Genomic DNA, 23,874 nt, shown 5'->3' on the forward strand with positions numbered 1-23,874 from the left:
GAGGAGGCCTGATGACCACGACCACCCGCTCGATCCTCCACATCGTGGCCCACCAGGACGACGACCTCTACTTCATGAACCCCGACCTGGTGCGCTCACTCCAGGACGGCGACCGGATCACGACGGTGGTCCTCACCGCGGGGGAGGGCGACGGCATCAACGTCGACACCAACTCCCCCGAGCGCGGCGCTGTGACACCGGACTTCGCCCGGTACAGCACCGAGCGCGGCTGCGGGCTGCGCTCCGCCTACGCCCGCATGACCACCGGCGACCGCGATCATCCCTGGCGCCGCGAACCCATGGACCTCGTGCCCGGGTTCGCGGCGGAGCGGTTCACCCTCGTCGGCGACGACTCCGTGTGCCTCTACTTCCTCCAGCTGCACATGGGCGCCCCCACCGAGCGCGGCACCCGCACCCGGCTCCACGAGCTGTGGGAGGGCGCCCTGCGCACCCAGGCCACGCTGCCGGTGCACGGCTGCACCGTCGGCGAGGTCCAGCACATCACCCGCGAGCAGGTGATCGCCGCACTGACCGCCCTCATGGGCCACGTCCGGCCCACAACGGTGCGCACCATGGACCCCGACCCGGAACACGACGGCGGCCGGAGCGAGTTCGTCTGCTCCGACCACGTCGACCACACCACCACCACCCAGTTCGCCGTCGCCGCCCTCACCCGGCACCGGGAGGCGGGCCACAACCCGGTCGTCGAGCACTATCGCGGCTACGCCAACCGCTTCTGGGGCTACAACCTCGACTCGGCCGCGGCCGCGGAGAAGGCCGAGTACCTGGCCACGTACGGCGGCCTCGACGCCCCCGCGGTCTGTCCGCACGGCACCTGCCAGACCTGCGGCGACCGGCAGTTGGGGCCGAACCCGTACCGCAGCACGCACATGATGAGCGCCGCGTACCGCTACTCCCCGACCACCGACTGGCTGCGCCTGGGGCCGGGCGGGCGGCTCAACGCCTTCGGGGTGCTGGCCGGCCGGCTCGCCTTCTGGACGGAGACCGCTGCGGGGAGCGGCGAGTGGAAGGGCCCCTTCGTCCTCGGCGACGGCTGGATCGCGCCCACGCTCGCCGTCACCGGGGTGCCGGGCGGACCGGCCGAACTCATGGCCCTGCGCCGTCAGAACGTGGTCGGCAGCGGGGTGACCGTGGACGTCGTGCACACCGTCCAGGACCCCGGCGGCAACGGCTTCAACGGCTGGCAGAGCCTGGAGAACCCCGAGTGGGCGCACGGCGACGGCCGCCGGCAGCGCGAAACCGGCGTTCCGTCGGCCGCGGTCGACACCGCCGGCCGGCTGTACGTCTTCGTCCGCACCTTCGACCAGGGCATCGGCGTCCGCCGCCGGGACATCGACGGCACCTGGTCCCCGTGGGAGGACATCGGCGGCAGATTCGTCCAGGACGCCGGGACCGCCCTGGCCACCGAGCGCGGCACCGTGGAGTTGTACGTGCCGGGCAAGAACTCCGTGTGGCGCTGGCACCAGGCCGAGCCCGGCGGCCCCTTCCTGCTGGACGAGACCCTGCGGACCGGCCGGCCGGCGACCGGCGGGATCACCGCCGTCGACTCGGGCGGCGGCCGCACCTGTCTCTACTTGCGGGAGGCCGGCACCCAGCAGGTCATGGCCTACCGCCAGCACGCCGACGGCCGCTGGCCCGGCTCCGGCGCCGGACTCGGGGGTCACGGAGGCACGGGCGCCGTCGCCGCGCTGTGGGCCCCCGAGCGCGGCGCCCGCGAGGCCTTCCTGGCCCACCGCGGCAGCCGCGGCCGGCTCGTGACCTCCCTGCCCGACCGGGACAAGAACGTCTCCGGGACGCACTGGCGCGAGTCGGGCGAGATGTTCGCCCACGCCCCGTCCATGGCGTACGACGCGACGGGCGCCCTCGTCCTGGCCGTCATCGGGACCGACGGACTGCTGCACGTCCGCCGCCAGTTGTCCCCGACCGTGGGAAGCCCGCTGGGGCCCTGGCGCTCGTGAACGACAGAGGGCCTCCGCCCTTCGGCGGAGGCCCTCTTCATGCGCGCTTCGGTGTTACGCCGGAACCGACGCCACGCCGGGAGCCAGGAACTTCTTCCCGTTCACGCGCTCCGAGACACCCTCGCGGTCCAGGTACGGCGTGATGCCGCCGAGGTGGAAGGGCCAGCCGGCGCCCGTGATCAGGCACAGGTCGATGTCCTGGGCCTCGGCGACGACGCCCTCGTCGAGCATGAGCCCGATCTCCTGCGCCACCGCGTCGAGAACCCGCGCCCGCACCTGCTCCTCGGTCAGCACGACGTCGCCCTGCTTCAGCAGCGCGGCGACCTCCGGGTCCAGCTCCGGCTTGCCGCTGTCGTAGACGTAGAAGCCGCGCTTGCCCGCCTTGACGACGGCCGCGAGGTTCGGGGAGACCGTGAAGCGGTCCGGGAAGGCCCGGTTGAGGGTCTCCGAGACATGCAGACCGATCGCGGGACCGACCAGCTCCAGCAGCACCAGCGGGGACATCGGCAGACCGAGCGGCTCGACGGCCTTCTCGGCGACCTCGACCGGGGTGCCCTCGTCGATGACGTTCTGGATCTCGCCCATGAAGCGGGTCAGGATGCGGTTCACGACGAACGCCGGGGCGTCCTTCACCAGAACCGCGGTCTTCTTCAGCTTCTTGGCCACGGCGAACGCGGTCGCGAGCGAGGCGTCGTCCGTCTGCTTGCCGCGTACGATCTCCAGCAGCGGGAGGATCGCGACCGGGTTGAAGAAGTGGAAGCCGACGACCCGCTCGGGGTGCTTCAGCTTCGACGCCATCTCCGACACCGACAGCGAGGAGGTGTTGGTCGCGAGGATCGCGTGCGCCGGGGCGACGGCCTCGACCTCGGCGAACACCTGCTGCTTGACGCCGATCTCCTCGAACACGGCCTCGATGACGAAGTCCGCGTCCGAGAAGCCCTCGGCCTTGTCCAGGACACCGGTCACCAGCGCCTTGAGGCGGTTGGCCTTGTCCTGGTTGATCCGGCCCTTGCCGAGCAGCTTGTCGATCTCGGCGTGGACGTAGCCCACACCCTTGTCGACGCGCTCCTGGTCGATGTCGGTCAGGACGACCGGCACCTCGAGGCGGCGCAGGAAGAGCAGCGCGAGCTGGCTGGCCATCAGACCGGCGCCGACGACACCGACCTTGGTGACCGGACGCGCCAGGCTCTTGTCCGGGGCGCCCGCGGGGCGCTTGCCGCGCTTCTGCACCAGGTTGAACGCGTAGATGCCGGCGCGCAGTTCGCCGCCCATGATGAGGTCGGCGAGCGCCTGGTCCTCGGCGTCGAAGCCCTGCTGGAGGTCGCCGTTCTTGGCGGCGGCGATGATGTCGAGGGCGCGGTAGGCGGCCGGGGCCGCGCCGTGCACCTTGGAGTCCGCGATGAAGCGGCCCTTGGCGACGGCCTGGTCCCAGGCCTCGCCGCGGTCGATCACCGGGCGCTCGACCTCGACGTCGCCCTTGAGGACGTTCGCCGTCCAGATGAGCGACTGCTCCAGGAAGTCGGCACCCTCGAACAGCGCGTCGGCGATGCCGAGTTCGAAGACCTGCTTGCCCTTCAGCTGCTTGTTCTGGTTCAGGGAGTTCTCGATGATGACCGAGACGGCCTTGTCGGCGCCGATCAGGTTCGGCAGCAGGGCGCAGCCGCCCCAGCCGGGGACGAGGCCCAGGAAGACCTCGGGGAGCGAGAAGGCGGGCAGCGCCTTCGACACCGTGCGGTAGGTGCAGTGCAGGCCGACCTCGACGCCGCCGCCCATCGCCGCACCGTTGTAGTACGCGAAGGTCGGGACCGCGAGGCCCGCGAGGCGCTTGAAGACCTCGTGGCCGCCCTTGCCGATGGCGAGCGCGTCCTTGTGCTCCTTCAGCAGCTCGACGCCCTTGAGGTCGGCGCCGACCGCGAAGATGAACGGCTTGCCCGTGATGCCGGCACCGACGATCTCGCCGGCCGCGGCCTCCTTCTCGACCTGGTCGATCGCGGTGTTGAGGTTCGCGAGCGAGGCCGGGCCGAAGGTGGTCGGCTTGGTGTGGTCGAAGCCGTTGTCCAGCGTGATGAGCGCGAAGCGCCCGGCGCCGAACGGCAGGTCGAGGTGGCGTACGTGCGCGGACGTCACGACCTCGTCGGGGAACAGCTCGGCCGCACCCTTCAAAAGCTCAGCGGTGGTGCTCACTTGTCCCCCTCGAAGTGCGGGTTCTCCCAGATGACCGTCGCGCCCATGCCGAAGCCGACGCACATGGTGGTCAGGCCGTAGCGGACGTGCGGCTGCTCCTCGAACTGGCGGGCCAGCTGTGTCATCAGACGGACGCCGGAGGAGGCGAGCGGGTGACCGAAGGCGATGGCGCCGCCGTACTGGTTGACGCGCGCGTCGTCGTCCGCGATGCCGTAGTGCTCGAGGAAGGCCAGGACCTGGACGGCGAAGGCCTCGTTGATCTCGAACAGACCGATGTCGGAGATGGACAGGCCCGCCTTGGCGAGGGCCTTCTCCGTGGCCGGGATCGGCCCGTAGCCCATGACCTCCGGCTCGACGCCGACGAAGGCGTACGAGACGAGGCGCATCTTGACCGGCAGGTTGTTCTCGCGGGCGAAGTCCTCGGACGCGATGATCGAGGCGGTGGCGCCGTCGTTCAGACCGGCCGCGTTGCCGGCGGTGACCCGGCCGTGGACGCGGAACGGCGTCTTGAGGCTCGCCAGGTTCTCCAGCGTGGTGCCCGGACGCATCGGCTCGTCCGCCGTCACAAGGCCCCAACCGGTCTCGCCGGCCTCAGGGTTGGTGCGGCGCACGGAGATCGGCACCAGGTCCTGCTGGATCTTGCCGTCGGCGTACGCCTTGGCGGCCTTCTCCTGCGAGCGCACCGCGTACTCGTCGGCGCGCTGCTTGGTGATGGTGGGGAACCGGTCGTGCAGGTTCTCGGCGGTCATGCCCATGAACAGAGCCGACTCGTCGACCAGCTTCTCGGAGACGAACCGCGGGTTCGGGTCCACGCCCTCGCCCATCGGGTGGCGGCCCATGTGCTCGACGCCACCGGCGATGACGGCGTCGTAGGCGCCGAAGGCGATCGAACCGGCGGTGGTGGTGACGGCGGTGAGGGCGCCGGCGCACATGCGGTCGATCGAGTAGCCGGGCACGGACTGCGGCAGACCGGCGAGGATGCCGGCGGTACGGCCGAGGGTCAGACCCTGGTCACCGATCTGCGTGGTCGCGGCGATGGCGACCTCGTCGATCTTCTTGGGGTCCAGCCCGGGGTTGCGGCGCAGCAGCTCCCGGATCGCCTTCACGACAAGGTCGTCGGCGCGGGTCTCGTGGTAGATGCCCTTCGGGCCCGCCTTGCCGAACGGGGTGCGGACGCCGTCGACGAAGACGACGTCCCTGACGGTACGAGGCACGATGGCTCTCCTCCAGGGTGCGGGGTGGCACAGCTGCGGCACGCATGCGCTGAGCGCGCGCTCACCTCATGCTACTGCTGAGTAACGTAGCTGCACAGCCCTGGCGGGTGGAGCGGCGAAGGTCACACCGAGCATTTCGAAATCTTGGCCGAGAAAGAGCGCCCCAAAGGGGCGTGTGGCTGTATCGACATGCGGCTCCGCCGCGATGGGGGTCCCCCCGCGATGGCGGTCCCCCCGCGATGGCGGTCCTCCCGCGGTGGGGGTCCCTCCCGCTCGAGCGAAGCCGAGAGTGGGGGAGGCGTCGAGAATGGGGGAGGCGTCGAGAGTGGGGGAGCGACCGGCCTACGTCAACCGGCGGCCGCCCGGTGTCAGAAGCCGCGGCGGCGATCAGGCACTCGTCTTCGCCAGTGCGGCCACCAGCACCGGCGTGACCAGCTCCACCTGCCACGGCCGCGCCCCGTATCCCGCCAACGCCGCCGACACGGACTCCGCGTCGGCGGCCGGAGGCTCCCAGCACACCCGGCGCACAGTGTCCGGAGAGACCAGGTTCTCCTGCGGCATGTTGAGCCGCTCGGCCAGCGCCGAGACCCCGGCGCGGGCGGCGGACAGCCGGGCCGCGGCGACGGGGTCCTTGTCGGCCCACGCCCGGGGCGGCGGCGGTCCGGCGACCGGCTGGCCCGGCTGCGGCAGCGCCGTGTCGGGCAGCGCCTTGGCCCGGTCGACGGCGGCCTGCCACTGCTCCAGCTGACGCCGTCCCGTCCGGTGCCCGAACCCGTTCAGCGCGGAGAGCGCGTGGACGCCGGAGGGCAGCGCCAGCGCCGCCTCCACGATGGCCGCGTCACTCAGCACCTTGCCCGGCGAGACATCCCTGCGCTGCGCGATCCGGTCCCGCGTCTGCCACAGCTCCCGGACGACCGCCAGCTGCCGGCGCCGTCGCACCTTGTGCATCCCGGACGTGCGCCGCCACGGGTCCTTGCGCGGCTCGGCCGGCGGCGCGGTCGCGATCGCGTCGAACTCCTGCAGGGCCCATTCGAGCTTGCCCTGCCGGTCCAGTTCCTTCTCCAGGGCGTCCCGCAGGTCGACGAGGAGCTCCACGTCCAGCGCGGCGTACCGCAGCCAGGGGTCGGGCAGCGGGCGGGTCGACCAGTCGACGGCGGAGTGGCCCTTCTCCAGGACGAAGCCGAGGACGTTCTCGACCATGGCGCCGAGGCCGACCCGGGGGAACCCGGCGAGCCGCCCGGCCAGCTCGGTGTCGAACAGCCGGCTCGGCACCATGCCTATCTCGCGCAGGCAGGGCAGGTCCTGCGTGGCGGCGTGCAGGTCCCACTCGACGCCGGACAGTGCCGTGCCGAGACCGGACAGGTCGGGGCAGGCGACGGGGTCGATCAACGCGGTGCCGGCACCCTCGCGGCGCAGCTGCACCAGATAGGCGCGCTGCCCGTAGCGGTAGCCGGAGGCGCGCTCGGCGTCGACGGCCACGGGGCCGGAGCCGGCGGCGAACGCGGCGATCACGTCGGCGAGGGCGGTCCCGTCGGCGATCACCGGCGGAATGCCCTCGCGGGGTTCCAGCAGGGGAGTCGGCGCCCCCGTCACAGAAGATCCGGCGTCGTCCGGAGGAGTGCCTCCGGTGGTACGCAGGGAACTGTCTGCTGCGGTCTCTTGGGCGTCGGTCACCTGTCAAGGGTATCCGTGCAACGACAGCGCCCGTCGACGGAACGTTCCGTCGGCGGGCGCTGGAGGGTCGTAAACCAGTCAGGTCGGTGAAACTTCCGGTTCCCCGGAGGGACCGGTGCGTGCCGCCGAACGGCTCAGTGGATGATCCCGGTGCGCAGGGCCACGGCCACCATGCCGGCCCGGTCGCCCGTGCCGAGCTTGCGCGCGATGCGGGCCAGGTGGCTCTTGACGGTCAGGGCGGACAGGCCCATGGAGACGCCGATCGCCTTGTTCGACTGGCCCTCCGCGACCAGCCGGAGCACCTCGACCTCGCGTCCCGACAGCTCGCGGTAACCGCCCGGGTGGCTCGGGGCACCCGGGGGGCGGCGGTGCATGCGGGAGGCGGCGCCGAGGGGGGCGGCACCGGGTCGGGTGGGGAGCCCGATGTTGGTGCGGGTGCCGGTGACGACATAGCCCTTGACTCCGCCGGCCAGGGCGTTGCGGACGGCGCCGATGTCATCGGCGGCGGAGAGCGCCAGGCCGTTGGGCCAGCCGGCGGCGCGGGTCTCGGACAGGAGGGTCAGGCCGGAGCCGTCGGGCAGGTGGACGTCGGCGACGCAGATGTCGCGGGGGTTGCCGATGCGGGGACGAGCCTCCGCGATGGACGAGGCCTCGATGACATCGCGCACACCGAGCGCCCACAGGTGGCGGGTGACGGTGGAGCGGACGCGCGGGTCGGCCACGACCACCATGGCGGTCGGCTTGTTCGGGCGGTAGGCGACCAGGCTTGCGGGCTGCTCGAGGAGAACGGACACCAGGCCTCCTGGGTGGGGGACGGGGCCGGCTTGTGGGGGAAGAAGCCGGGACGAACCGTGCTTTCAGGGTCACAGTCGTCTTCGGCAGCAAACCCGTCCGCCTTTAGAGAATGATCACGATCTAGTGAGTCACAATGTGTGCAATTCGGACACGCGATCGATCATCCGAAGATCGAATCGGTTCGGGCCAGTGCGATTCGAGTGCGGAAAGTGGCCGTATCGACAAAGAGATGGTCAATAGAACGATCGCGAGGGCCCGTGCGGAGCACCCGAGGGACACAACAGTGCGCCCGGTGACCAGGTCACCGGACCGCCTGACCCCTGCGTCAACGCGACTGCGGATCCCTTCGCTGCGGCAGTGTCACCACCGAGGCGTCGCCCGGCCCGGCCGGCGGCAGCCCCCCGACCTGGGCCAGCAGATCGCACCAGGAGGCCAGATGGGCAGCGGTGTCGGGGACACCGCCCAGACCCTCGCGGGGCGTCCACGACGCACGGATCTCGATCTGAGAGGCGGCCGGCCGCTCCGACAGCCCGCCGAAGTAGTGCGAGCTCGCGCGCGTGACCGTGCCGCTCGGCTCTCCGCACGCCAGCCCCCGCGACTGCAAAGCGCCGGTCAGCCACGACCAGCACACCTCCGGCAGCAGCGGATCGGCCGCCATCTCCGGCTCCAGCTCCGCACGCACCAGCGTCACCAGCCGGAACATGCCGCGCCAGGCGTCATGCCCCGCGGGATCGTGCAGCAGCACCAGCCGGCCGTCGGCCAGGTCCTGCTCGCCGTCGACCGCCACGGCCTCCAGCGCGTACGCGAACGGGGCCAGCCGCTGGGGCGCGGGCGTCGGCTCCACCTCGACCTGCGGCCGCAGCCGGCTGCCGCGCAGGGCTTCGACCGCGGCCCGGAAAGCCGGCGGAGCCGAAGTACTGGAGTTCCGGTCCGCCTCCTCGGTGTCCAACACGTCGTCCATTCCGTCAGCGCTGTCCGACATTCGTCCCTGAGCCGCAGCCATGCGGGAAGAGTAAGGGGAACGGGCGCCCGGTGGGGGCCGAGACACCCCGCCCGGTTTTCCCGCCCCCTCACCAGCGGCTGCCGCCCCCGGGCGCGCACCGGCGTCGTGCGAGACTTGCCCCGTGACCGCCAATGACGCCCGCACGGGCCAGCAGCCGACCGCCACGTACGACAGCGCCTTCCTCAAGGCGTGCAGGCGCGAACCCGTACCGCACACCCCCGTGTGGTTCATGCGTCAGGCCGGCCGCTCGCTTCCCGAGTACCGCAAGGTGCGCGAGGGCATCCCCATGCTCGAATCCTGCACGCGGCCCGAGCTGGTCACGGAGATCACGCTCCAGCCGGTGCGCCGGCACGGCGTGGACGCGGCGATCTACTACAGCGACATCGTCGTCCCCCTCAAGGCCATCGGCGTCGACCTCGACATCAAGCCGGGCGTCGGCCCGGTCGTCGAGCAGCCGATCCGCACCCGCGCCGACCTGGCCCGGCTGCGCGACCTCACCCCCGAGGACGTCACGTACGTCACCGAGGCGATCGGCATGCTCACCCGCGAGCTGGGCACCACCCCGCTGATCGGTTTCGCGGGCGCGCCGTTCACCCTCGCGAGCTACCTGGTCGAGGGCGGCCCGTCGCGGACGTACGAGAACGCCAAGGCGATGATGTACGGCGACCCCGAGCTGTGGGCCGACCTGCTGGACCGCCTCGCCGACATCACGGCCGCCTTCCTGAAGGTGCAGATCGAGGCGGGCGCGAGCGCGATCCAGCTCTTCGACTCCTGGGTCGGCGCGCTCGCCCCGGCCGACTACCGCCGCTCCGTGATGCCCGCCTCGGCGAAGGTGTTCGACGCCGTCGCGGGCTACGGCGTCCCGCGCATCCACTTCGGTGTCGGCACCGGTGAGCTGCTGAAGCTTCTGGGCGAGGCCGGCGCGGACGTCGTCGGCGTCGACTGGCGCATCCCGCTGGACGAGGCCGTCCGCCGCGTCGGCCCCGGCAAGGCGCTCCAGGGCAACCTCGACCCGACCGTGCTGTTCACCGACAAGGACACCGTCGAGGTCAAGGCCCGCGAGGTCCTCGACGCCGCCGCCGGTCTGGAGGGGCACGTCTTCAACCTCGGCCACGGCGTCATGCCGAACACCGACCCGGACGCCCTGACCCGGCTCGTGGAGTACGTCCACACGCAGAGCGCCCGCTGAGCGCGGCCGGTCACCACGCCTGACGGGGCCTGGCCTGCCTGCCGAACAGCAGGCGGGGCGGCTCCGGCGGGGGCGGGGTGCCGGGCTTGAGCGGCCAGGCGAGCAGCATGCCGGCGACGAAGCCGACCACGTGCGCCGCGTAGGCCACCGTGCCCGCGCCGGAGACGCCGTGCCCGGACGAGTACACCGCCTGGAGCCCGAACCAGAAGCCCAGCACCAGCCAGGCGGGCAGCCGCAGCGGCAGGAAGACCAGGAACGGCACCAGGACCCAGACCCGGGCCGTCGGCCACAGCACGATGTAGGCGCCGAGCACGCCGGCGATCGCGCCGGACGCGCCGATCAGCGGATCGCCCGAGCCGGCGTTCAGCAGCGCGTAGCCGTAGCCGGCCGCGTAGCCGCAGACGACGTAGAAGAGGAAGTAGCGGATGTGGCCCATCCGGTCCTCGACGTTGTTGCCGAAGATCAGCAGGAACAGCATGTTGCCCAGCAGGTGCAGCCAGCTGCCGTGCAGGAACATCGCCGTGAAGACCGACACGGGCGGCGACTTGTCGTAAGCGGGCGGTGCCACCACACATCCCGGACCGTGCGCCCCCACGCCCACCTCGCCCGTCGGTACCAGCCGGGGCATCTGATGGTGGATCAGCTCCTGGGGGACCGCCGCGTAGTGGTCCATGAAGGCCTGGAGGTGGCACAGCTGCGCCAGGTCGCTCCCCCCGGCCACGGAACCGGCTATGCCGGGCATGGTGAGGAAGACGAGGACGTTGGCCGCGATGAGGGCGTACGTCACGTACGGGGTGCGGCGCACGGGGTTCACGTCATGGACGGGGATGACCACGTTGGATTAGTGCCCCGGACGGGCCGCGTGAACCGGCCGGTTCTCCGCCCGTCGGTCAGTTCTCCGCCCGTATCTTCGACGCCGCCTTCCTCGCCGCCACCAGAACCGGGTCCCACACCGGGGAGAAGGGGGGCGCGTACCCGAGGTCCAGGGCGGTCATCTGCTCGACCGTCATCTGCGCGGTCAGCGCCACCGCCGCGATGTCCACCCGCTTGGCCGCGCCCTCCCTGCCGACGATCTGCACGCCGAGCAGCCGGCCGGTGCGGCGTTCGGCGAGCATCTTGACCGTCATCAGGGAGGCGCCGGGGTAGTAGCCGGCGCGGCTCGTGGACTCGATGGTGACGGTCTCGTACCGCAGACCCACGCGGTCGGCGTCCTTCTCGCGCAGGCCGGTACGGGCGATCTCCAGGTCGCAGACCTTGCTGACCGCCGTGCCGACGACGCCCGGGAAGGTGGCGTAGCCGCCGCCGACGTTGCTGCCGATGACCTGGCCGTGCTTGTTGGCGTGCGTGCCCAGCGGGACGTACTGCTCCTGGCCGGAGACCAGGTTCAGCACCTCCACGCAGTCGCCGCCCGCCCAGATGTTCTCGTGCCCGCGCACCCGCATCGCGCGGTCGGTGAGCAGCCCGCCGCGGGTGCCCAGGGGCAGGCCCGCCGCGCGCGCGAGGGCGGTCTCGGGGCGCACACCGATGCCGAGGACGACGATGTCCGCCGGGTACTCGGCGTCCCGCGTGGCGACCGCCCGGACCCGTCCGTCGTCGTGGGTGAGGACCTCGGTGACCTCGGCGTCGTCGACCATCGTGATGCCGAGCCCCTCCATGGCCCGGTGCACCAGACGGCCCATGTCCGGGTCGAGGGTCGCCATGGGCTCCTTGCCGCGGTTGACGACCGTCACCTCGAAGCCGCGCTGGATCAGCGCCTCGGCCATCTCCACGCCGATGTAGCCGGCCCCCACGACCACGGCGCGCCGGCCACGCGTGCGTTCCAGCGTGTCGAGGAGGGCCTGCCCGTCCTCCAGGGTCTGCACCCCGTGCACACCGACGGCGTCGACGCCCGGCATGTCGGGGCGGATCGGGCGGGCGCCGGTGGCGAGGACGAGTTTGTCGTACGACGTCCAGGACTCGGCGCCGGAATCGACGTCACGCGCGCGTACCCGCTGCCCTGCCACGTCGATCTCGGTGACCTCGGTGCCCAGCCGCACGTCGATCTCGCGCTCGCGGTGCTCCTCGGGGGTGCGGGCGATCAACCGGTCGCGTTCGGGCACGTCGCCGCCCACCCAGTACGGGATCCCGCACGCCGAGAACGACGTGAAGTGCCCGCGCTCGAAGGCCACGATCTCCAGTTCGTCCGGCCCCCGCAGCCGGCGCGCCTGCGACGCCGCGGACATCCCCGCGGCGTCGCCGCCGATCACGACCAGTCGTTCCCTGCCGTCCCGCCCACCGTTCATGCTCATGCGAACACGCTACGGGGCACGGTCATGTCACGCCCGGTCAGCTCCCGTCCCCGGATTCCGCAGCGGTGGTCTCCTCGGCCGGGCGCGCGTGGGGCAGCGGGCCCAGGGCGGTCGCCGCGGGAGCCGGTTCCGCCCGGCGCGGCAGCCGCGGGCGGACGATCCGCCGCCACAGCAGCGCGAGCAGCGCGGCGAGCACCGCGAACGGCAGGACGGCGCCCAGGGCGAGGGCGATCCAGCGCAGCATCGTCACGAACACGTGCCAGCCGCCCGACACGGCGTCCAGGAAGTCCGGCGTGTCGTCCTTCGCGGCCTTCCGCGCGGGCTTCTCGGACAGCGACAGGGAGATGGTCGCCAGGCTCGTACGGTCCTTCAGGGACGCCTGCTGGGCCAGCAGCGCCTCCAGGTCGGCCTCGCGGCTGCTCAGCTCCCCTTCCAGGGTGACGACGTCGCTCAGCTTGGACGCCCTGTCCATCAGTTCGCGGATCCGGGCCACACTCGCCCGCTGGGACTTGATCCTGCTGTCCACGTCCACGACCTGGTCGGTGACGTCCTGCGCCTTCGCGGTGCGCTCGACCAGCCTGCCGGCGCCCTGGAGGCCGGTGAGGACATCGTCGTACTCGTCGGCCGGCACGCGCAGCACGACCCGGGTCTGCTCGTGGCCGTCGGAGTCCACGCTCGTGGTCTCGTCGCCGACGTAGCCGCCCGCGTTCTCGGCGGTCGTACGGGCCGCGGCCAGGGCCTTGACCACGTCCTTCACCTCGACGGTCAGGGAGGCGGTGCGGATGATGGCGTTCGGGGTGAGCCGGGGCGTCCTGCGGGCGGATCTCCCGCTGTCCGCCTTGCCGCCGGCCGCGCCCGCCCGCGCCTCCCCGGCGGCGGCGGACTTCGAGTCGCCGCTCGAATCGTTCGCGCCGCCGCACCCGGCGAGCGCGAGGGAGGCGGCCAGGAGGACCCCGGCCAGGACCCGGACGGATCGCGCGGACGGCAGGGGACGGGCGGGGCGTGCTGGGCGTGCGGAGTGTGGTGTGCGCATGGGGTACCCCCGGGGCGGTGACGGTGACGCTTCTTCGACGCCGGGGCCCCCGGCAGCGTTGGGCGTCCGCGGTCCCGATGCGGTCACGGTCCGGACACGCCCCGGTCAACGGGTGCCTGACCGGGGTGACGCCGGGCCCCGGAGGGAGTGTCGGAGGGTTCTGAGAGAGTGGGTGCATGAGCGCAACGGGTACGGGCACGGGGCATGTCGTCGTCATCGGAGCCGGCGTGGCCGGACTGGCCGCCGCGCACCGGCTGCTGCGGCGCGGCGCGCGCGTGACGGTGCTGGAGGCCTCCGAGCGGGTCGGCGGCAAGCTGCTGCCGGGGGAGATCGCGGGCGTCCGGGTGGACCTTGGTGCCGAGTCGATGCTCGCCCGCCGCCCCGAGGCGGTGGACCTCGCGCGCGAGGTGGGGCTCGCCGACCGGCTGCGGCCCCCGGCCACCGCGAGCGCGTCGATCTGGACGCGCGGTGCCCTGCGCCCCATGCCCAAGGGGCATGTGATGGGCGTCCCCGGCACCGCCGCCGCCCTGACCGGCGTGCTGTCCGACGAGGGCCTGGCCCGCATCGCGCGCGACGCCGAACTGCCCCGCACGGAGGTCGGCGACGACGTGGCCGTGGGCGAGTACGTGGCGGCGCGGCTCGGCCGGGAGGTCGTCGACCGGCTGGTCGAGCCCCTGCTGGGCGGGGTGTACGCGGGCGACGCGTACGCCATCTCGATGCGCTCGGCCGTTCCGCAGCTCTTCCAGGCGGCCCGCACCCACGACTCCCTGACGGCCGCCGTCCGCGACATCCAGGCCAAGGCCGCGGCGAACCCGCAGGACGGCCCGGTGTTCATGGGCATCGAGGGCGGAGTGGGCCGACTGCCGCTCGCCGTCGCCGAGTCGGTGCGGGCGCGCGGGGGCGAGATCCTTACCGGGACGCCGGTCCGGGAGCTGCGCCGGGCCGAGGTGACAGCAGGCGCGGGCGCCGACGGGGCGCGGGCCGCCGGCGAGGCACGGGCCGACGGCGGCTGGCGGGTCGTGGCCGGTGACCGGGTGCTGCACGCGGACGCCGTCGTCCTGGCCGTCCCCGCGTGTGCGGCCGCCGACCTGCTGCGCGCGCAGGCCCCGGCCGCCGCGAGCGAACTCGCCGGCGTGGAGTACGCCTCCATGGCCCTGATCACCCACGCCTACCGCCGCGCCGACCTCGCCCTGCCCGAGGGCAGCGGCTTCCTCGTGCCGCCCGTCGACGGCCGCACCATCAAGGCCTCCACCTTCGCCTCCCAGAAGTGGGGCTGGATCGCCGAGGAGAACCCGGACGTGGTGGTGGTGCGCACCTCCGTGGGCCGCCACCGCGAGACCGAGGTGCTCCAGCGCGAGGACGCCGACCTGGTCGAGATCTCCCGGCACGACCTGTGCGAGGCCACCGGCCTGGCCGCCGTACCCCTCGCGACCCGCGTCACGCGCTGGACCGACGGGCTGCCGCAGTACCCGGTGGGCCACCACGCGCGCGTGGCCCGCATCCGCGCGCGCGTCGCCGAACTGCCCGGCCTCGCCGTGTGCGGCGCGCAGTACGACGGCGTCGGGATCCCCGCCTGCATCGCGAGCGCTTACGCGGCGGTGGACCAGCTGGAGGGCGACCTGAGAGGGGTCGCGGCCCTGACGGCCCACCCGGTGCAGAGCCTGCACGGCGGAGCGGGAGAATAGGGACCATGAGTGACGATGCCCCCACCACCGAGTCCGGCAGGATCCCGAACAAGGGCAAGCTGGCCAAGGACCTCAACGAGGTCATCCGCTACACCCTGTGGTCGGTCTTCAAGCTGAAGGACGTGCTGCCCGAGGACCGCGCGGGCTACGCCGACGAGGTCCAGGAGCTGTTCGACCAGCTCGCCGCCAAGGACGTGACGATCCGCGGCACCTACGACCTGTCCGGCCTGCGCGCCGACGCCGACCTGATGATCTGGTGGCACGCCGAGACCAGCGACCAGCTCCAGGAGGCGTACAACCTCTTCCGCCGCACCCGGCTCGGCCGTGCCCTGGAGCCGGTGTGGTCGAACATGGCGCTGCACCGCCCCGCCGAGTTCAACCGCTCGCACATCCCGGCGTTCCTCGCCGACGAGACGCCCCGCGACTACGTCAGCGTCTACCCGTTCGTGCGCTCCTACGACTGGTACCTGCTGCCGGACGAGGACCGCCGCCGCATGCTCGCCGACCACGGCAAGATGGCCCGCGGCTACCCGGACGTGCGCGCCAACACCGTCGCCTCGTTCTCCCTCGGCGACTACGAGTGGGTCCTCGCCTTCGAGGCCGACGAGCTGTACCGCATCGTCGACCTCATGCGCCACCTGCGCGGCTCCGAGGCCCGCATGCACGTCCGCGAAGAGGTGCCGTTCTTCACGGGGCGCCGCAGGTCGGTGGCCGAGTTGGTTGCCGGGCTCGCCTGACAGCCAGCGGCGCGGTTGCCCGGCCGGGGGTCCGGGGGTTGTCCCCCGGGAGATGCGGTACGGGGCGCCGCAGGTCGGTGGCCGAGTTGGTCGCCGGGCTCGCCTGACAGTCAGCGGCGCGGTTGCCCGGCCGGGGGTCCGGGGGTTGTCCCCCGGGAGATGCGGCACGGGGCGCCGCAGGTCGGTGGCCGAGTTGGTTGCCGGGCTCGCCTAGGCGTCGTCGCTCTTGCCCTTCAGGGAGTCCCTGAGGGCCTGCTGGGCGGTGCGGTCGGCCTCGGCGGCCGGCTGCGGCTCCGGGTGCGGTGCGCAGGACGCGTGCCGCACCGGGAAGCGGCCCTCCAACAAGTAGGTGTCCAGGTGCGCGTTGACGCAACTGTTCTGGCTGCCGCCGATCCCGTGCGTGCCCGCGTCCCGCTCGGTCACCAGCACCGAGCCGGCCAGCCGCCGGTTCATCTCCAGCGCCCCGGCGTACGGCGTTGCCGCGTCCCGCTCGGCCGCGAGGATCAGCACCGGCGGCAGCTCACCGGGCCCGGTCCGCACGTCCACCGGCCGCTGCCGGGGCGCCGGCCAGTAGGCGCACGGCAGGTTCGCGAACGCGTTGTCCCAGGTCTCGAAGGGCGCTACGCGCGCGAGCCGGGTGTTGTCGCGGTCCCACACCGCCCAGTTCGTCGGCCAGGACGCGTCGTTGCACTCGACGGCCGTGTACACCGCGCTGCTGTTCTCCGATTCGGTGGCCGTCTCCGGGCTCGGCTCGGCCAGCCGGACCAGGGGTTTCGCGTCCCCCTTCAGATAGGCCGACAGCGCGGCGGCCCGGCTCGGCCAGAAGTCGTCGTAGTACCCGGCCGTCAGGAACGCGTTGTGCAGCTGCCCCGGACCGACCTTCCCGGCCGCCGCCTTCGTGGCCAGCCGGGCGCTCGCGGTGTCGTAACTGCTCCGCACCCGCGCCGCCGTCGAGCCGAGCCCGTACACGTCGTCGTGGCGGGCGATCCACTCGCGGAAGTCCGTCCAGCGCTGCTCGAACGCGGCCGACTGGTCGAGGTTGTCGCGGTACCAGACCTGGGCCGGGTCCGGGTTCACCGCGGAGTCCAGCACCATGCGCCGCACATGCGAGGGGAACAGCGTGCCGTACAGCGCGCCGATGTAGGTGCCGTACGACGCGCCCACGAACGTCAGCCGGCTCTCCCACAGCGCGGCCCGCAGGACGTCCAGATCACGGGCGTTGTTGACGGAGGTGTAGAACCGCAGCTTGCTGCCCGACCGCTCGGCGCAGCCGCGCGCGTACGCCTTCGCCTGCGCGATGCGCTGCCGCTTGTACGCCTCGGTGGGACGGGCCGGCGCCTGGGTGGGCGCCCTGAAGAAGCGCTTGGGGTCCACGCAGGACAGCGGGGCCGAACGGTCCACCCCGCGCGGGGCGTAGCCGACCAGGTCGTAGGCGGCGGCGATCCGCTTCCACTCGGGCAGCACGCCGATCATCGGGAAGTTCATGCCGGAGGCACCGGGGCCGCCCGGGTTGTAGACCAGGGCGCCCTGCCGGGGCACCTTGCGCTTGCTGTTGCGCGGGTCCTTCTGCGTGGCCCGCACCCGGCTGACCGTCAGCTCGATCTGCCTGCCGTAGGGGTGTGCGTAGTCGAGGGGGACGCGCACGGTGCCGCACCGCATACCGGCCGGCCCCTCCTGGCCGGCGGGGCAGGCGCCGAACTTGATACCGCCGGCGCGGGCGCGCGCGGCGGCGACGGCGGTCCCGTGCGCCTCGGCCGCGCCGGGCGCGGAGGCAGCCGGTGCCGCGGGGGCCGCGGCCAGGGCCGTCAGGAGCAGGGAACCGGCGGCCGAGTAGAGGACGGCAGTTCTCATCGCGAATCCCTTCGGTGCGCGGCGGCGATGGCACGGCTGCCACGGCCCGGCAACAACAAAAGGGATATTTCGTACGGTTGTCGGTGAAGGCAAGCACCGTCAGGCCGGTGTCGGCCTCAATGCTCCCGATGCGCCCCCGGGACGCCCCTCACTCGCGCCAGGGCTGGTCGCGGTGCGTGAAGGCGGCCCGCAGGTCCGGCTCGCCTATCGCGCGGACGCCCCGTACGGCGACGGAGGTGAGGAAGGAGCGCTCGTCGCCGTGTCCGGGCCGTTGCCGGGTCAGGGTGACGAGCAGCCGCTGCCCCGCCGGGGAGGCCCAGGGTGAGTACGGGTGCACCTCGACCCGCGCGATGGCCAGGCAGCTCAGGGTCAGGACGAGCGGCAGCGCGAACCAGAGGGCGACCAGGGTGGGCGGCACCGCGGTCTGGGTGGGCATCAGCAGCGCGGTCACGCCCAGCGCGAGCACGGCCACCGCGGCGGCCCGCACCTGGCGGATCCCGGCCGCCACGGTCGTGTGGGCGCCGTCGGGCACGGCCAGCCCGGCACGTACGAGCCCGTCGGCGAGCCGGCGCACGGCCTCGGCGCCGGCCGCGGCGGTGCGTACCGGAGCGATCCGGGACTGGCCCTCGGGCCCGATCGCCCCTATGACCGACCGCTCCATCTCGTCGCGGCCTTGCGGGTCCACCACCGTGGCCCAGCCGGTGTGCGCGAGCAGCAGCCGCCGCTGCCGGGCCATGGACACCATGGTCAGATCGGCGACCCGCGTGGGGCCGCCGGACAGGAACGCCGCCTCGTACAGCGTCAGATCGCGTCGTGTCGCCTCGGGTCCCAGGTCCACCGCGGGCGCCGCTTCCCTGTCCTCGGCCGCCGTACGGACCGCGGCCAGGCACAGCCGGGCGCAGGCGACTCCGGCGAACGCGCAGGCGAGAAGCAGCAGAAGGACCCAGAACATGACGCGTTTCTATGCCAGTTGCCCAGGAAACGCCATGCCCGGTTCACTATCCGGACAGAGTGTTGCCGGTATGTGACGTTCCGCCTTTCCCGCAGGTCAGGGGGTGGCGGACGACGGCGGCTCGGCGGTGGCGGGCGGCAGCGCGAACGACGCGGACGGCGAGGGTGCGACCGGGACGGCGGCGGCCGGGTCGACCGCGGGAGGGGAGGGCACGGGGGAGGGGGATGCCGCCAAGTCGCGGGCGAGCGCGGAGAAGTCGACGTACCCCGTCGCCTCCAGGATCTTGATGTGGTCCAGCACGGTCGTGTTGGCGTCGTCGGCGAGATCGCGGACCAGCGAGTTCTGGGTGCCGGCGCGGACCTGCGCGACCAGCGAGAACACCCGGCCGTGCGCGAGGCGCAGGATGCCGGTGAACTTCCGGTCGAAGTCCTGACCCTGCGCGGAGCGGAGGGTGTCGAGCCACTGCTTCTGCTGCGCGTTGGGCTCGTTGGGCAGGGGTACGCCGAGCCGGCCGGCGACGATGCGGACATGTGTGTCGAGGGAGGTGTGCCCGTCGACCAGGTGCTGACCCGCTTCGCGTACGGCGGGCGTGGTCCCCTTGCGCAGGGCCAACTGGCCTGCGGGCAGCTCCCAGAGCCCCGCGAGGCGGACCTTCGTGACGAAGTCCCGGTCCTGCGCGGACAGCGGGCCGTACGGAGTCGTCACGGTCTGCGCGCTCAGCGTGCTCGCCGCCGCTGTGTCCGCCGCGTCCGGTCGGCCGGCGTACGACCACAGGGGTATGAGCAGCGCGACGGCTGTCGCCGTGAGGGCTGTGATGACGAGTCCGGTACCGCTGAATATGCCTCGGCCCTGGATGTGGGGTCGCGATCGCATGGTGCCTCCTGCACCGCACTCCGATGCGCCTGGGTGCGGGCTGGCATATTACTGCGGAGTCGGACGCGGGTTACCGCGCGGTCGGGTGCGGGCCGTTTCCGGCTGCGGGTGGGTGGTGGCTGCTCGCGCCCACGCGGCGGAGCCGCACGTCGACACGGCCCCGCGCCCCTGGGGAGTTGGAGTTCCGTCTGCTGTGTGGGCGCGGTGGCTGGGTGGCTGGGGTTTTCGGCTGCGAGTGGGTGGTGGCTGGTCGCGCCGCGCAGTTCCTCGTGTGCCTGGGGAGTTGCAGGTCCGTCCGCTGTGTGGGCGTCGTGGCTGTGCGACCGCTTCGGGGTCGGCGCCGGATGTCCGGTCAGGTCCTCCGTCGCAGCACCCGGCGGGCCCGTGCCGCCAGGTTCCGGGGACACGGGGCGGGGCCGGAGCGGTCCACCCACCAGTCGTGGAGGTGGCGGCGCGCTCGCGCGTCCGTCGGCCTGCCGGTCTTCAGCAGTTGCGCGGCGAAGTCCAGGGCGTCCTGCCGGTAGCCACCGCGCATCGGCCGCTCCCGCGCGAACGCCAGGAACATCTCCCGGTACCCGTCGCCGAGGATCACCGGCAACTCGGGCGCCACCTTGGCCACCACACCCGCCCGCTTCGCCGCGAGCGCGCGCGCCTGCACCCGCATCCGGACACGGTCGAACCCCTCGGGCACCGGCGTCCCGGCCACCAGGCAGGACAGCACCGCGGCCTGCGCGACACCGAGCCGCTGGTGGGCCTGCGGGGGCGCCAGGACTGCTACGCCGCCCGCCTCGGCCCGTCCTGCGGTGGGGGCGTCGGTCGCCCTGGCGGTCGCCAGGGACTCCCGGGAACTTCCGGCAGTCGCCACCGTCCGCCGGATCGCCTCCAACTCGCCCTCCAGCTCGGCAGGTTCCGGGAAGTTCTCGTCCCTCTCCAGGAGGACCCCGGGCGGTGCGACCCGGGAGGCGAGGTCGGTCAGGATGTCGAGAACCGGGCGCGGCACGGGGTGGGCGTGGCTGTCGTGCCAGACGCCGTCCCGTTCGAAGCCGCCGGCGACATGGACGTACGCGAGGGCCTCCAGCGGGAGTTCGCCGAGCGCCTCGGCCGGGTCCTCGCCCCGGTTGACGTGGTTGGTGTGCAGGTTGGCCACGTCGACGAGGAGCCGTACGCCGGTCCGCTCGACCAGTTCGTACAGGAACTGGCCCTCGGTCAACTCCTCGTCCGGCCAGGAGAAGAGCGCGGCGATGTTCTCCAGGGCCAGCGGCACCGGCAGCGCGTCCTGCGCGACGCGCACGTTCTCGCACAGCACGCCGAGGGCGTCCCGGGTGCGCGGCACGGGCAGCAGGTGGCCCGCCTCCAGCTGCGGGGACGCGGTGAGCGCGCCGCCCGCCCGGACGAACGCGATGTGCTCGGTGACGAGCGGTGCGCCCAGCGCCTCCACCCGCTCGGCGAGCGCCGCCAGGCGCCCCTCGTCGGGCCGCTCCGCGCCGCCGAGGCCGAGCGAGACACCGTGCGGGACCACGGTCACCCCGCGCTCGCGCAGCCGTACCAGCGCCTTTGGAAGATGGCCGGGGCAGACGTTCTCCGCCACGACCTCCACCCAGTCGACACCCGGCATGTCCTCCACGACGTCCGCGATCTCCGGCCGCCAGCCGATCCCCGTGCCCAGTCGCTCCATGGCTCGTCCCCCTGCCTTCGGATGACGGGGGTATGGCCGCGCCGGCCGGTCCCGAATCCCCGCGCCCGCGCCTTCAGAGCAACATTTGAGGTTCCCGGTTCCCGATCCGGCGGCTTCGTGGCCCGCCAGGCGCTCCGCTGGAGATCTGGTGCGTCATCCGCGGGTCGGTCGTGGCCGGTCGCGCCCACGCGGCGGAGCCGCACATCAATACAGCCCCGCGCCCCTTCGGGGCGCTGCCGAACCGCACCGGACTTCGCCGGACCCGCTCAGCGCAGCGCGGGGTGGTCGGCGACCACCGTGGAGGAGCCCGGTGCGATCTCCGTGAAGCCCGCGTCGCGTACCAACGGCAGCCCGCTGTCGGTCAGCCGGCGCCACTCGGCGGGATCGGCGCTGCGCACGGCCAGCGGGAAGCCCGCCTCGCGCCATGCGGTGCGCGCCTCGTCGTCCAGGGCCCACCAGGCCAGCTGGGCGCCGTGCCCGGCCTGGGCCATCGCCTTGCCGGCCGACATCTCCAGTTCCGGGTTCAGCCACAGCACGGGCTGTGCGCGGTCGGCGTCGAGGGGCGGCTCCGGGTCGTCCAGGTCCGTGCCGGACACCTGGAGTTTCGCCAGGTCCTTGGGCCAGCCGTCCAACGGGACCGGCGGGAAGACCCGTACCTCGGCGGACTTGCCGGTCACCGTGATCCCGGGCAGTGCCTCGGCCCGCCGCCACTCGGCGCCCCGGGCCCGCCGTACGACCTTCCGGATCCGCGCGTCCTCCCAGTTCCGTACGGCCGCGGCCCACTCGCCGTCGCCGAGCGACCGCTCGTCGCCGAGCAGCACGAGCACGGCACGCGCGGCGGTCTCCAGGGCGTCGGTGCGGGCAGGCGGAGCGCTCCGCTCGATCCGCACGACGAGCGGCAGCACGAACTGCGGCGCCTCGTCGCGAGGGTTGCGTTCGGCCTGGAAGGGGCTGTCACCGGGGGCGTCTGGAAGCTGGCTCACGAGGAACAACCCTACGAGCCGTCCGCGCGGACCGGATACGCCGGTCCGCGCGGACGGCTCGTCGCCCCTCGCGGTGGTGCTTCGGAGGCGGACGGTCAGCGGTGGTCGTTCGTCTCGCCGATCAGCTCGGAGACCTTCACGAACCGGTAGCCCTGCTTGCGCAGCTGCGGCACCACGGTGCGGACGACCTGGTCGGTGGTCGGGGCGGCGCTGCGGGTGCAGTGCATGACGACCACCGACCCCGGCTTCACCCCGTCGAGTACCTGCCGGGCGACCGCGTCGGCGTCCGTGGCGAACGCGTCACCGCTCACCACGTCCCACTGCACCGCGGTGATCCCGACCGTGCTGAGCGTACGCAGTGCCTGCTGGTCGTAACAGCCGCCCGGGAAGCGGAAGTACGGCATCGGGTTGGGTACGCCCGCCTTGCGGAGGGACGAGTACGCCCGCTCGACCTCGGAGCGCATCCGGTCCGGGGGCACGGTCGGCAGGCCGTAGCAGTCGGGGGTGAACGCGTAGTGGCTGTAGGAGTGGTTGGCCACCTCGAACTGGGGGTCGTGGCCGAGGGAGCTGGCCTGGGCGGGGTACTGGTCGGCCCACCGGCCGGTCATGAAGATCGTCGCCGGTACCTTCAGCGTGCGCAGGGTGCCGATGAGTTCGGGGTTGTCGAAGTGCTCGCCGGCCGCGGCGCGCGGCCCCTCGTCGGCGGTCATGTCGGCGTCGAAGGTCAGCGCGACGGTCTTGCCCAGGGTGCGCGGCCCGTGGTCGAACACCGGGGTCAGAGCGCCGGGGCCCGGGGTGAGGGTCGGCGGGTGGGAGGCGGACGGGGACGGAGTGGCGGCGGGCTTGGCGTGTGCCGGGTGCGCGCTGCCGGAGCTGCCCGCGGAACCGCAGGCGGCGAGGGTCGCGCCGAGGGCGCAGACGACGGCGATACGGCGTGCATGTGCAATCACCGTACGAAAATAGGACTAATGCATTGCTTGTATGACTATCTGACCGTGAGCGTGGCCGTACGGTCACTCGTGCGGTGGTAGGTCCGGGGGAGGCGCTTGCCGGTCGGCAGGAATCAGGTCCCTCACGGAGGCCCCTCACTGAGGCCTCTCACGGAGGCCCTTCGTGGAGGCCCCTCATGGGGGTCCCTCCGTGGAGGCCCTTCATGGAGTCTCCTGACGGGGTGCCCGAGGAGGCTCCGCGCGTCAGCGTCCGTAGCGTCCGGTCAGGGTGCCAGTCGCGAGCGTGTGGCCCGACAGGTCCCGCCGGAGGTCGGCGGGCGTGGCGTCGGAGGCGAGGTCGGGGTGGCGGTCGGTGGCGTACACCGTGAGGACGTAGCGGTGCGGCCGGTCGCCCCGGGGCGGGCAGGGGCCGCTGTATCCCGTGGTGCGGAAGTCGTTGCGGCCTTCGGCGGCCCCCTTGGGGCGCTCGCCGGCGATGAGACGGGTGGTGTGCGGGTCGATGTCCCACACCAGCCAGTGCGTGAAGGCGCCGTGCGGGGCGTCGAGGTCCTCCAGCGTGAAGGCCAGGCTGGAGGTTCTCCCGGGGACGCCACCGATCGCGAGCGGGGGCGAGATGTTGCCGCCGTCGCAGGTGAAGAGGCGGGGGATGGTGCCGCCGTCCCCGAAGGCCGTGCTCATCACGGTGAGCCGGTGGCCCGCGGAGGCGGAGGCGGAGGGGGAGGAGGGTGCGGGGGCCGCGCCGCCGCCGTCCCCGCACCCCGCTGTTACGGCCATCGCGGCCACGGCCGCCAGCCAACCTTTGCGCATGC

At 72.7% G+C, this 23,874-nt stretch carries 19 protein-coding genes; 4 read left to right on the top strand and 15 right to left on the bottom strand.

The window, feature by feature from the left end; genetic code table 11:
- Positions 1-11 precede the first annotated feature (11 nt).
- Positions 12-1,979 (top strand): hypothetical protein, encoded by a 1,968-nt coding sequence (locus tag ACWD5D_RS01125; RefSeq protein WP_451370675.1) that lies wholly within the window; start codon positions 12-14, stop codon positions 1,977-1,979.
- Between the two features lie 54 nt (positions 1,980-2,033).
- Here ACWD5D_RS01125 and ACWD5D_RS01130 read toward each other — a convergent pair whose 3' ends face one another.
- From ACWD5D_RS01130 to ACWD5D_RS01150, 5 genes are all read right to left on the bottom strand, one after another.
- On the bottom strand, positions 2,034-4,163 hold the full coding sequence (locus ACWD5D_RS01130; protein WP_451370676.1) for a 3-hydroxyacyl-CoA dehydrogenase NAD-binding domain-containing protein: 2,130 nt from the start codon (positions 4,161-4,163) through the stop codon (positions 2,034-2,036).
- Positions 4,160-5,377 carry a thiolase family protein gene (locus tag ACWD5D_RS01135; protein ID WP_451370677.1) on the bottom strand — a complete coding sequence of 406 codons (1,218 nt, stop codon included), beginning with the start codon at positions 5,375-5,377 and terminating at the stop codon, positions 4,160-4,162. The genes ACWD5D_RS01130 and ACWD5D_RS01135 overlap by 4 nt, the downstream gene beginning before the upstream one ends.
- 387 nt (positions 5,378-5,764) lie before the next feature.
- Entirely contained in the window at positions 5,765-7,051 is a 1,287-nt protein-coding gene (locus tag ACWD5D_RS01140; RefSeq protein ID WP_451370678.1) for a ribonuclease D, read from the bottom strand.
- A 134-nt stretch (positions 7,052-7,185) separates the two neighbouring features.
- On the bottom strand, positions 7,186-7,845 hold the full coding sequence (locus tag ACWD5D_RS01145) for a helix-turn-helix transcriptional regulator (RefSeq protein ID WP_405451316.1): 660 nt from the start codon (positions 7,843-7,845) through the stop codon (positions 7,186-7,188).
- Positions 7,846-8,171: 326 nt separating this feature from the next.
- Positions 8,172-8,849, bottom strand: a complete 678-nt coding sequence (locus tag ACWD5D_RS01150; protein ID WP_451370679.1) for a DUF3000 domain-containing protein — start codon at positions 8,847-8,849, stop codon at positions 8,172-8,174.
- A 121-nt stretch (positions 8,850-8,970) separates the two neighbouring features.
- Here ACWD5D_RS01150 and hemE point away from each other — a divergent pair, with 121 nt between their 5' ends.
- Complete coding sequence (gene hemE, locus ACWD5D_RS01155) at positions 8,971-10,038, top strand: uroporphyrinogen decarboxylase (RefSeq protein WP_451370680.1); 1,068 nt, start codon at positions 8,971-8,973, stop codon at positions 10,036-10,038.
- Between the two features lie 10 nt (positions 10,039-10,048).
- Here hemE and ACWD5D_RS01160 read toward each other — a convergent pair whose 3' ends face one another.
- Genes ACWD5D_RS01160 through ACWD5D_RS01170 form a run of 3 tightly spaced genes read right to left on the bottom strand, consistent with a single transcriptional unit; the run spans position 10,049 to position 13,359 of the window.
- The gene (locus ACWD5D_RS01160) at positions 10,049-10,873 is read right to left on the bottom strand and encodes a rhomboid family intramembrane serine protease (RefSeq protein WP_451370681.1); all 825 of its coding nucleotides are present in this window, start codon (positions 10,871-10,873) and stop codon (positions 10,049-10,051) included.
- A gap of 55 nt (positions 10,874-10,928) precedes the next feature.
- The gene (locus ACWD5D_RS01165) at positions 10,929-12,326 is read right to left on the bottom strand and encodes an FAD-dependent oxidoreductase (protein WP_451370682.1); all 1,398 of its coding nucleotides are present in this window, start codon (positions 12,324-12,326) and stop codon (positions 10,929-10,931) included.
- Positions 12,327-12,363: 37 nt separating this feature from the next.
- Positions 12,364-13,359: a DUF4349 domain-containing protein gene (locus tag ACWD5D_RS01170; RefSeq protein ID WP_451370683.1), complete on the bottom strand. Its 996-nt coding sequence runs from the start codon at positions 13,357-13,359 to the stop codon at positions 12,364-12,366.
- A 176-nt stretch (positions 13,360-13,535) separates the two neighbouring features.
- Between ACWD5D_RS01170 and hemG the strand changes: the two genes are divergently transcribed.
- Both hemG and hemQ read left to right on the top strand, forming a co-directional pair.
- Positions 13,536-15,044 carry a protoporphyrinogen oxidase gene (hemG, locus tag ACWD5D_RS01175; protein WP_451370684.1) on the top strand — a complete coding sequence of 503 codons (1,509 nt, stop codon included), beginning with the start codon at positions 13,536-13,538 and terminating at the stop codon, positions 15,042-15,044.
- A 5-nt stretch (positions 15,045-15,049) separates the two neighbouring features.
- On the top strand, positions 15,050-15,781 hold the full coding sequence (gene hemQ, locus ACWD5D_RS01180; protein WP_451370685.1) for a hydrogen peroxide-dependent heme synthase: 732 nt from the start codon (positions 15,050-15,052) through the stop codon (positions 15,779-15,781).
- Positions 15,782-15,991: 210 nt separating this feature from the next.
- Here the strand turns inward: hemQ and ACWD5D_RS01185 are convergent, their stop codons facing one another.
- The 7 genes from ACWD5D_RS01185 to ACWD5D_RS01215 form a co-directional block, all read right to left on the bottom strand.
- Entirely contained in the window at positions 15,992-17,632 is a 1,641-nt protein-coding gene (locus ACWD5D_RS01185) for an alpha/beta hydrolase (protein ID WP_451370686.1), read from the bottom strand.
- A 148-nt stretch (positions 17,633-17,780) separates the two neighbouring features.
- Complete coding sequence (locus tag ACWD5D_RS01190; protein ID WP_451370687.1) at positions 17,781-18,584, bottom strand: TIGR04222 domain-containing membrane protein; 804 nt, start codon at positions 18,582-18,584, stop codon at positions 17,781-17,783.
- Positions 18,585-18,680: 96 nt separating this feature from the next.
- On the bottom strand, positions 18,681-19,457 hold the full coding sequence (locus ACWD5D_RS01195) for a DUF4142 domain-containing protein (RefSeq protein WP_451370688.1): 777 nt from the start codon (positions 19,455-19,457) through the stop codon (positions 18,681-18,683).
- A 352-nt stretch (positions 19,458-19,809) separates the two neighbouring features.
- Positions 19,810-21,132 (bottom strand): DUF692 domain-containing protein, encoded by a 1,323-nt coding sequence (locus tag ACWD5D_RS01200; protein WP_451370689.1) that lies wholly within the window; start codon positions 21,130-21,132, stop codon positions 19,810-19,812.
- 266 nt (positions 21,133-21,398) lie between these two features.
- Positions 21,399-22,115 (bottom strand): peptidyl-tRNA hydrolase, encoded by a 717-nt coding sequence (locus tag ACWD5D_RS01205; protein ID WP_451370690.1) that lies wholly within the window; start codon positions 22,113-22,115, stop codon positions 21,399-21,401.
- A 95-nt stretch (positions 22,116-22,210) separates the two neighbouring features.
- Positions 22,211-23,065 carry a polysaccharide deacetylase family protein gene (locus tag ACWD5D_RS01210; RefSeq protein ID WP_451370691.1) on the bottom strand — a complete coding sequence of 285 codons (855 nt, stop codon included), beginning with the start codon at positions 23,063-23,065 and terminating at the stop codon, positions 22,211-22,213.
- A gap of 243 nt (positions 23,066-23,308) precedes the next feature.
- Complete coding sequence (locus ACWD5D_RS01215) at positions 23,309-23,872, bottom strand: YbhB/YbcL family Raf kinase inhibitor-like protein (RefSeq protein ID WP_451370692.1); 564 nt, start codon at positions 23,870-23,872, stop codon at positions 23,309-23,311.
- Positions 23,873-23,874: the final 2 nt, after the last annotated feature.

The organism is Streptomyces sp. NPDC002520, assembly GCF_053595235.1.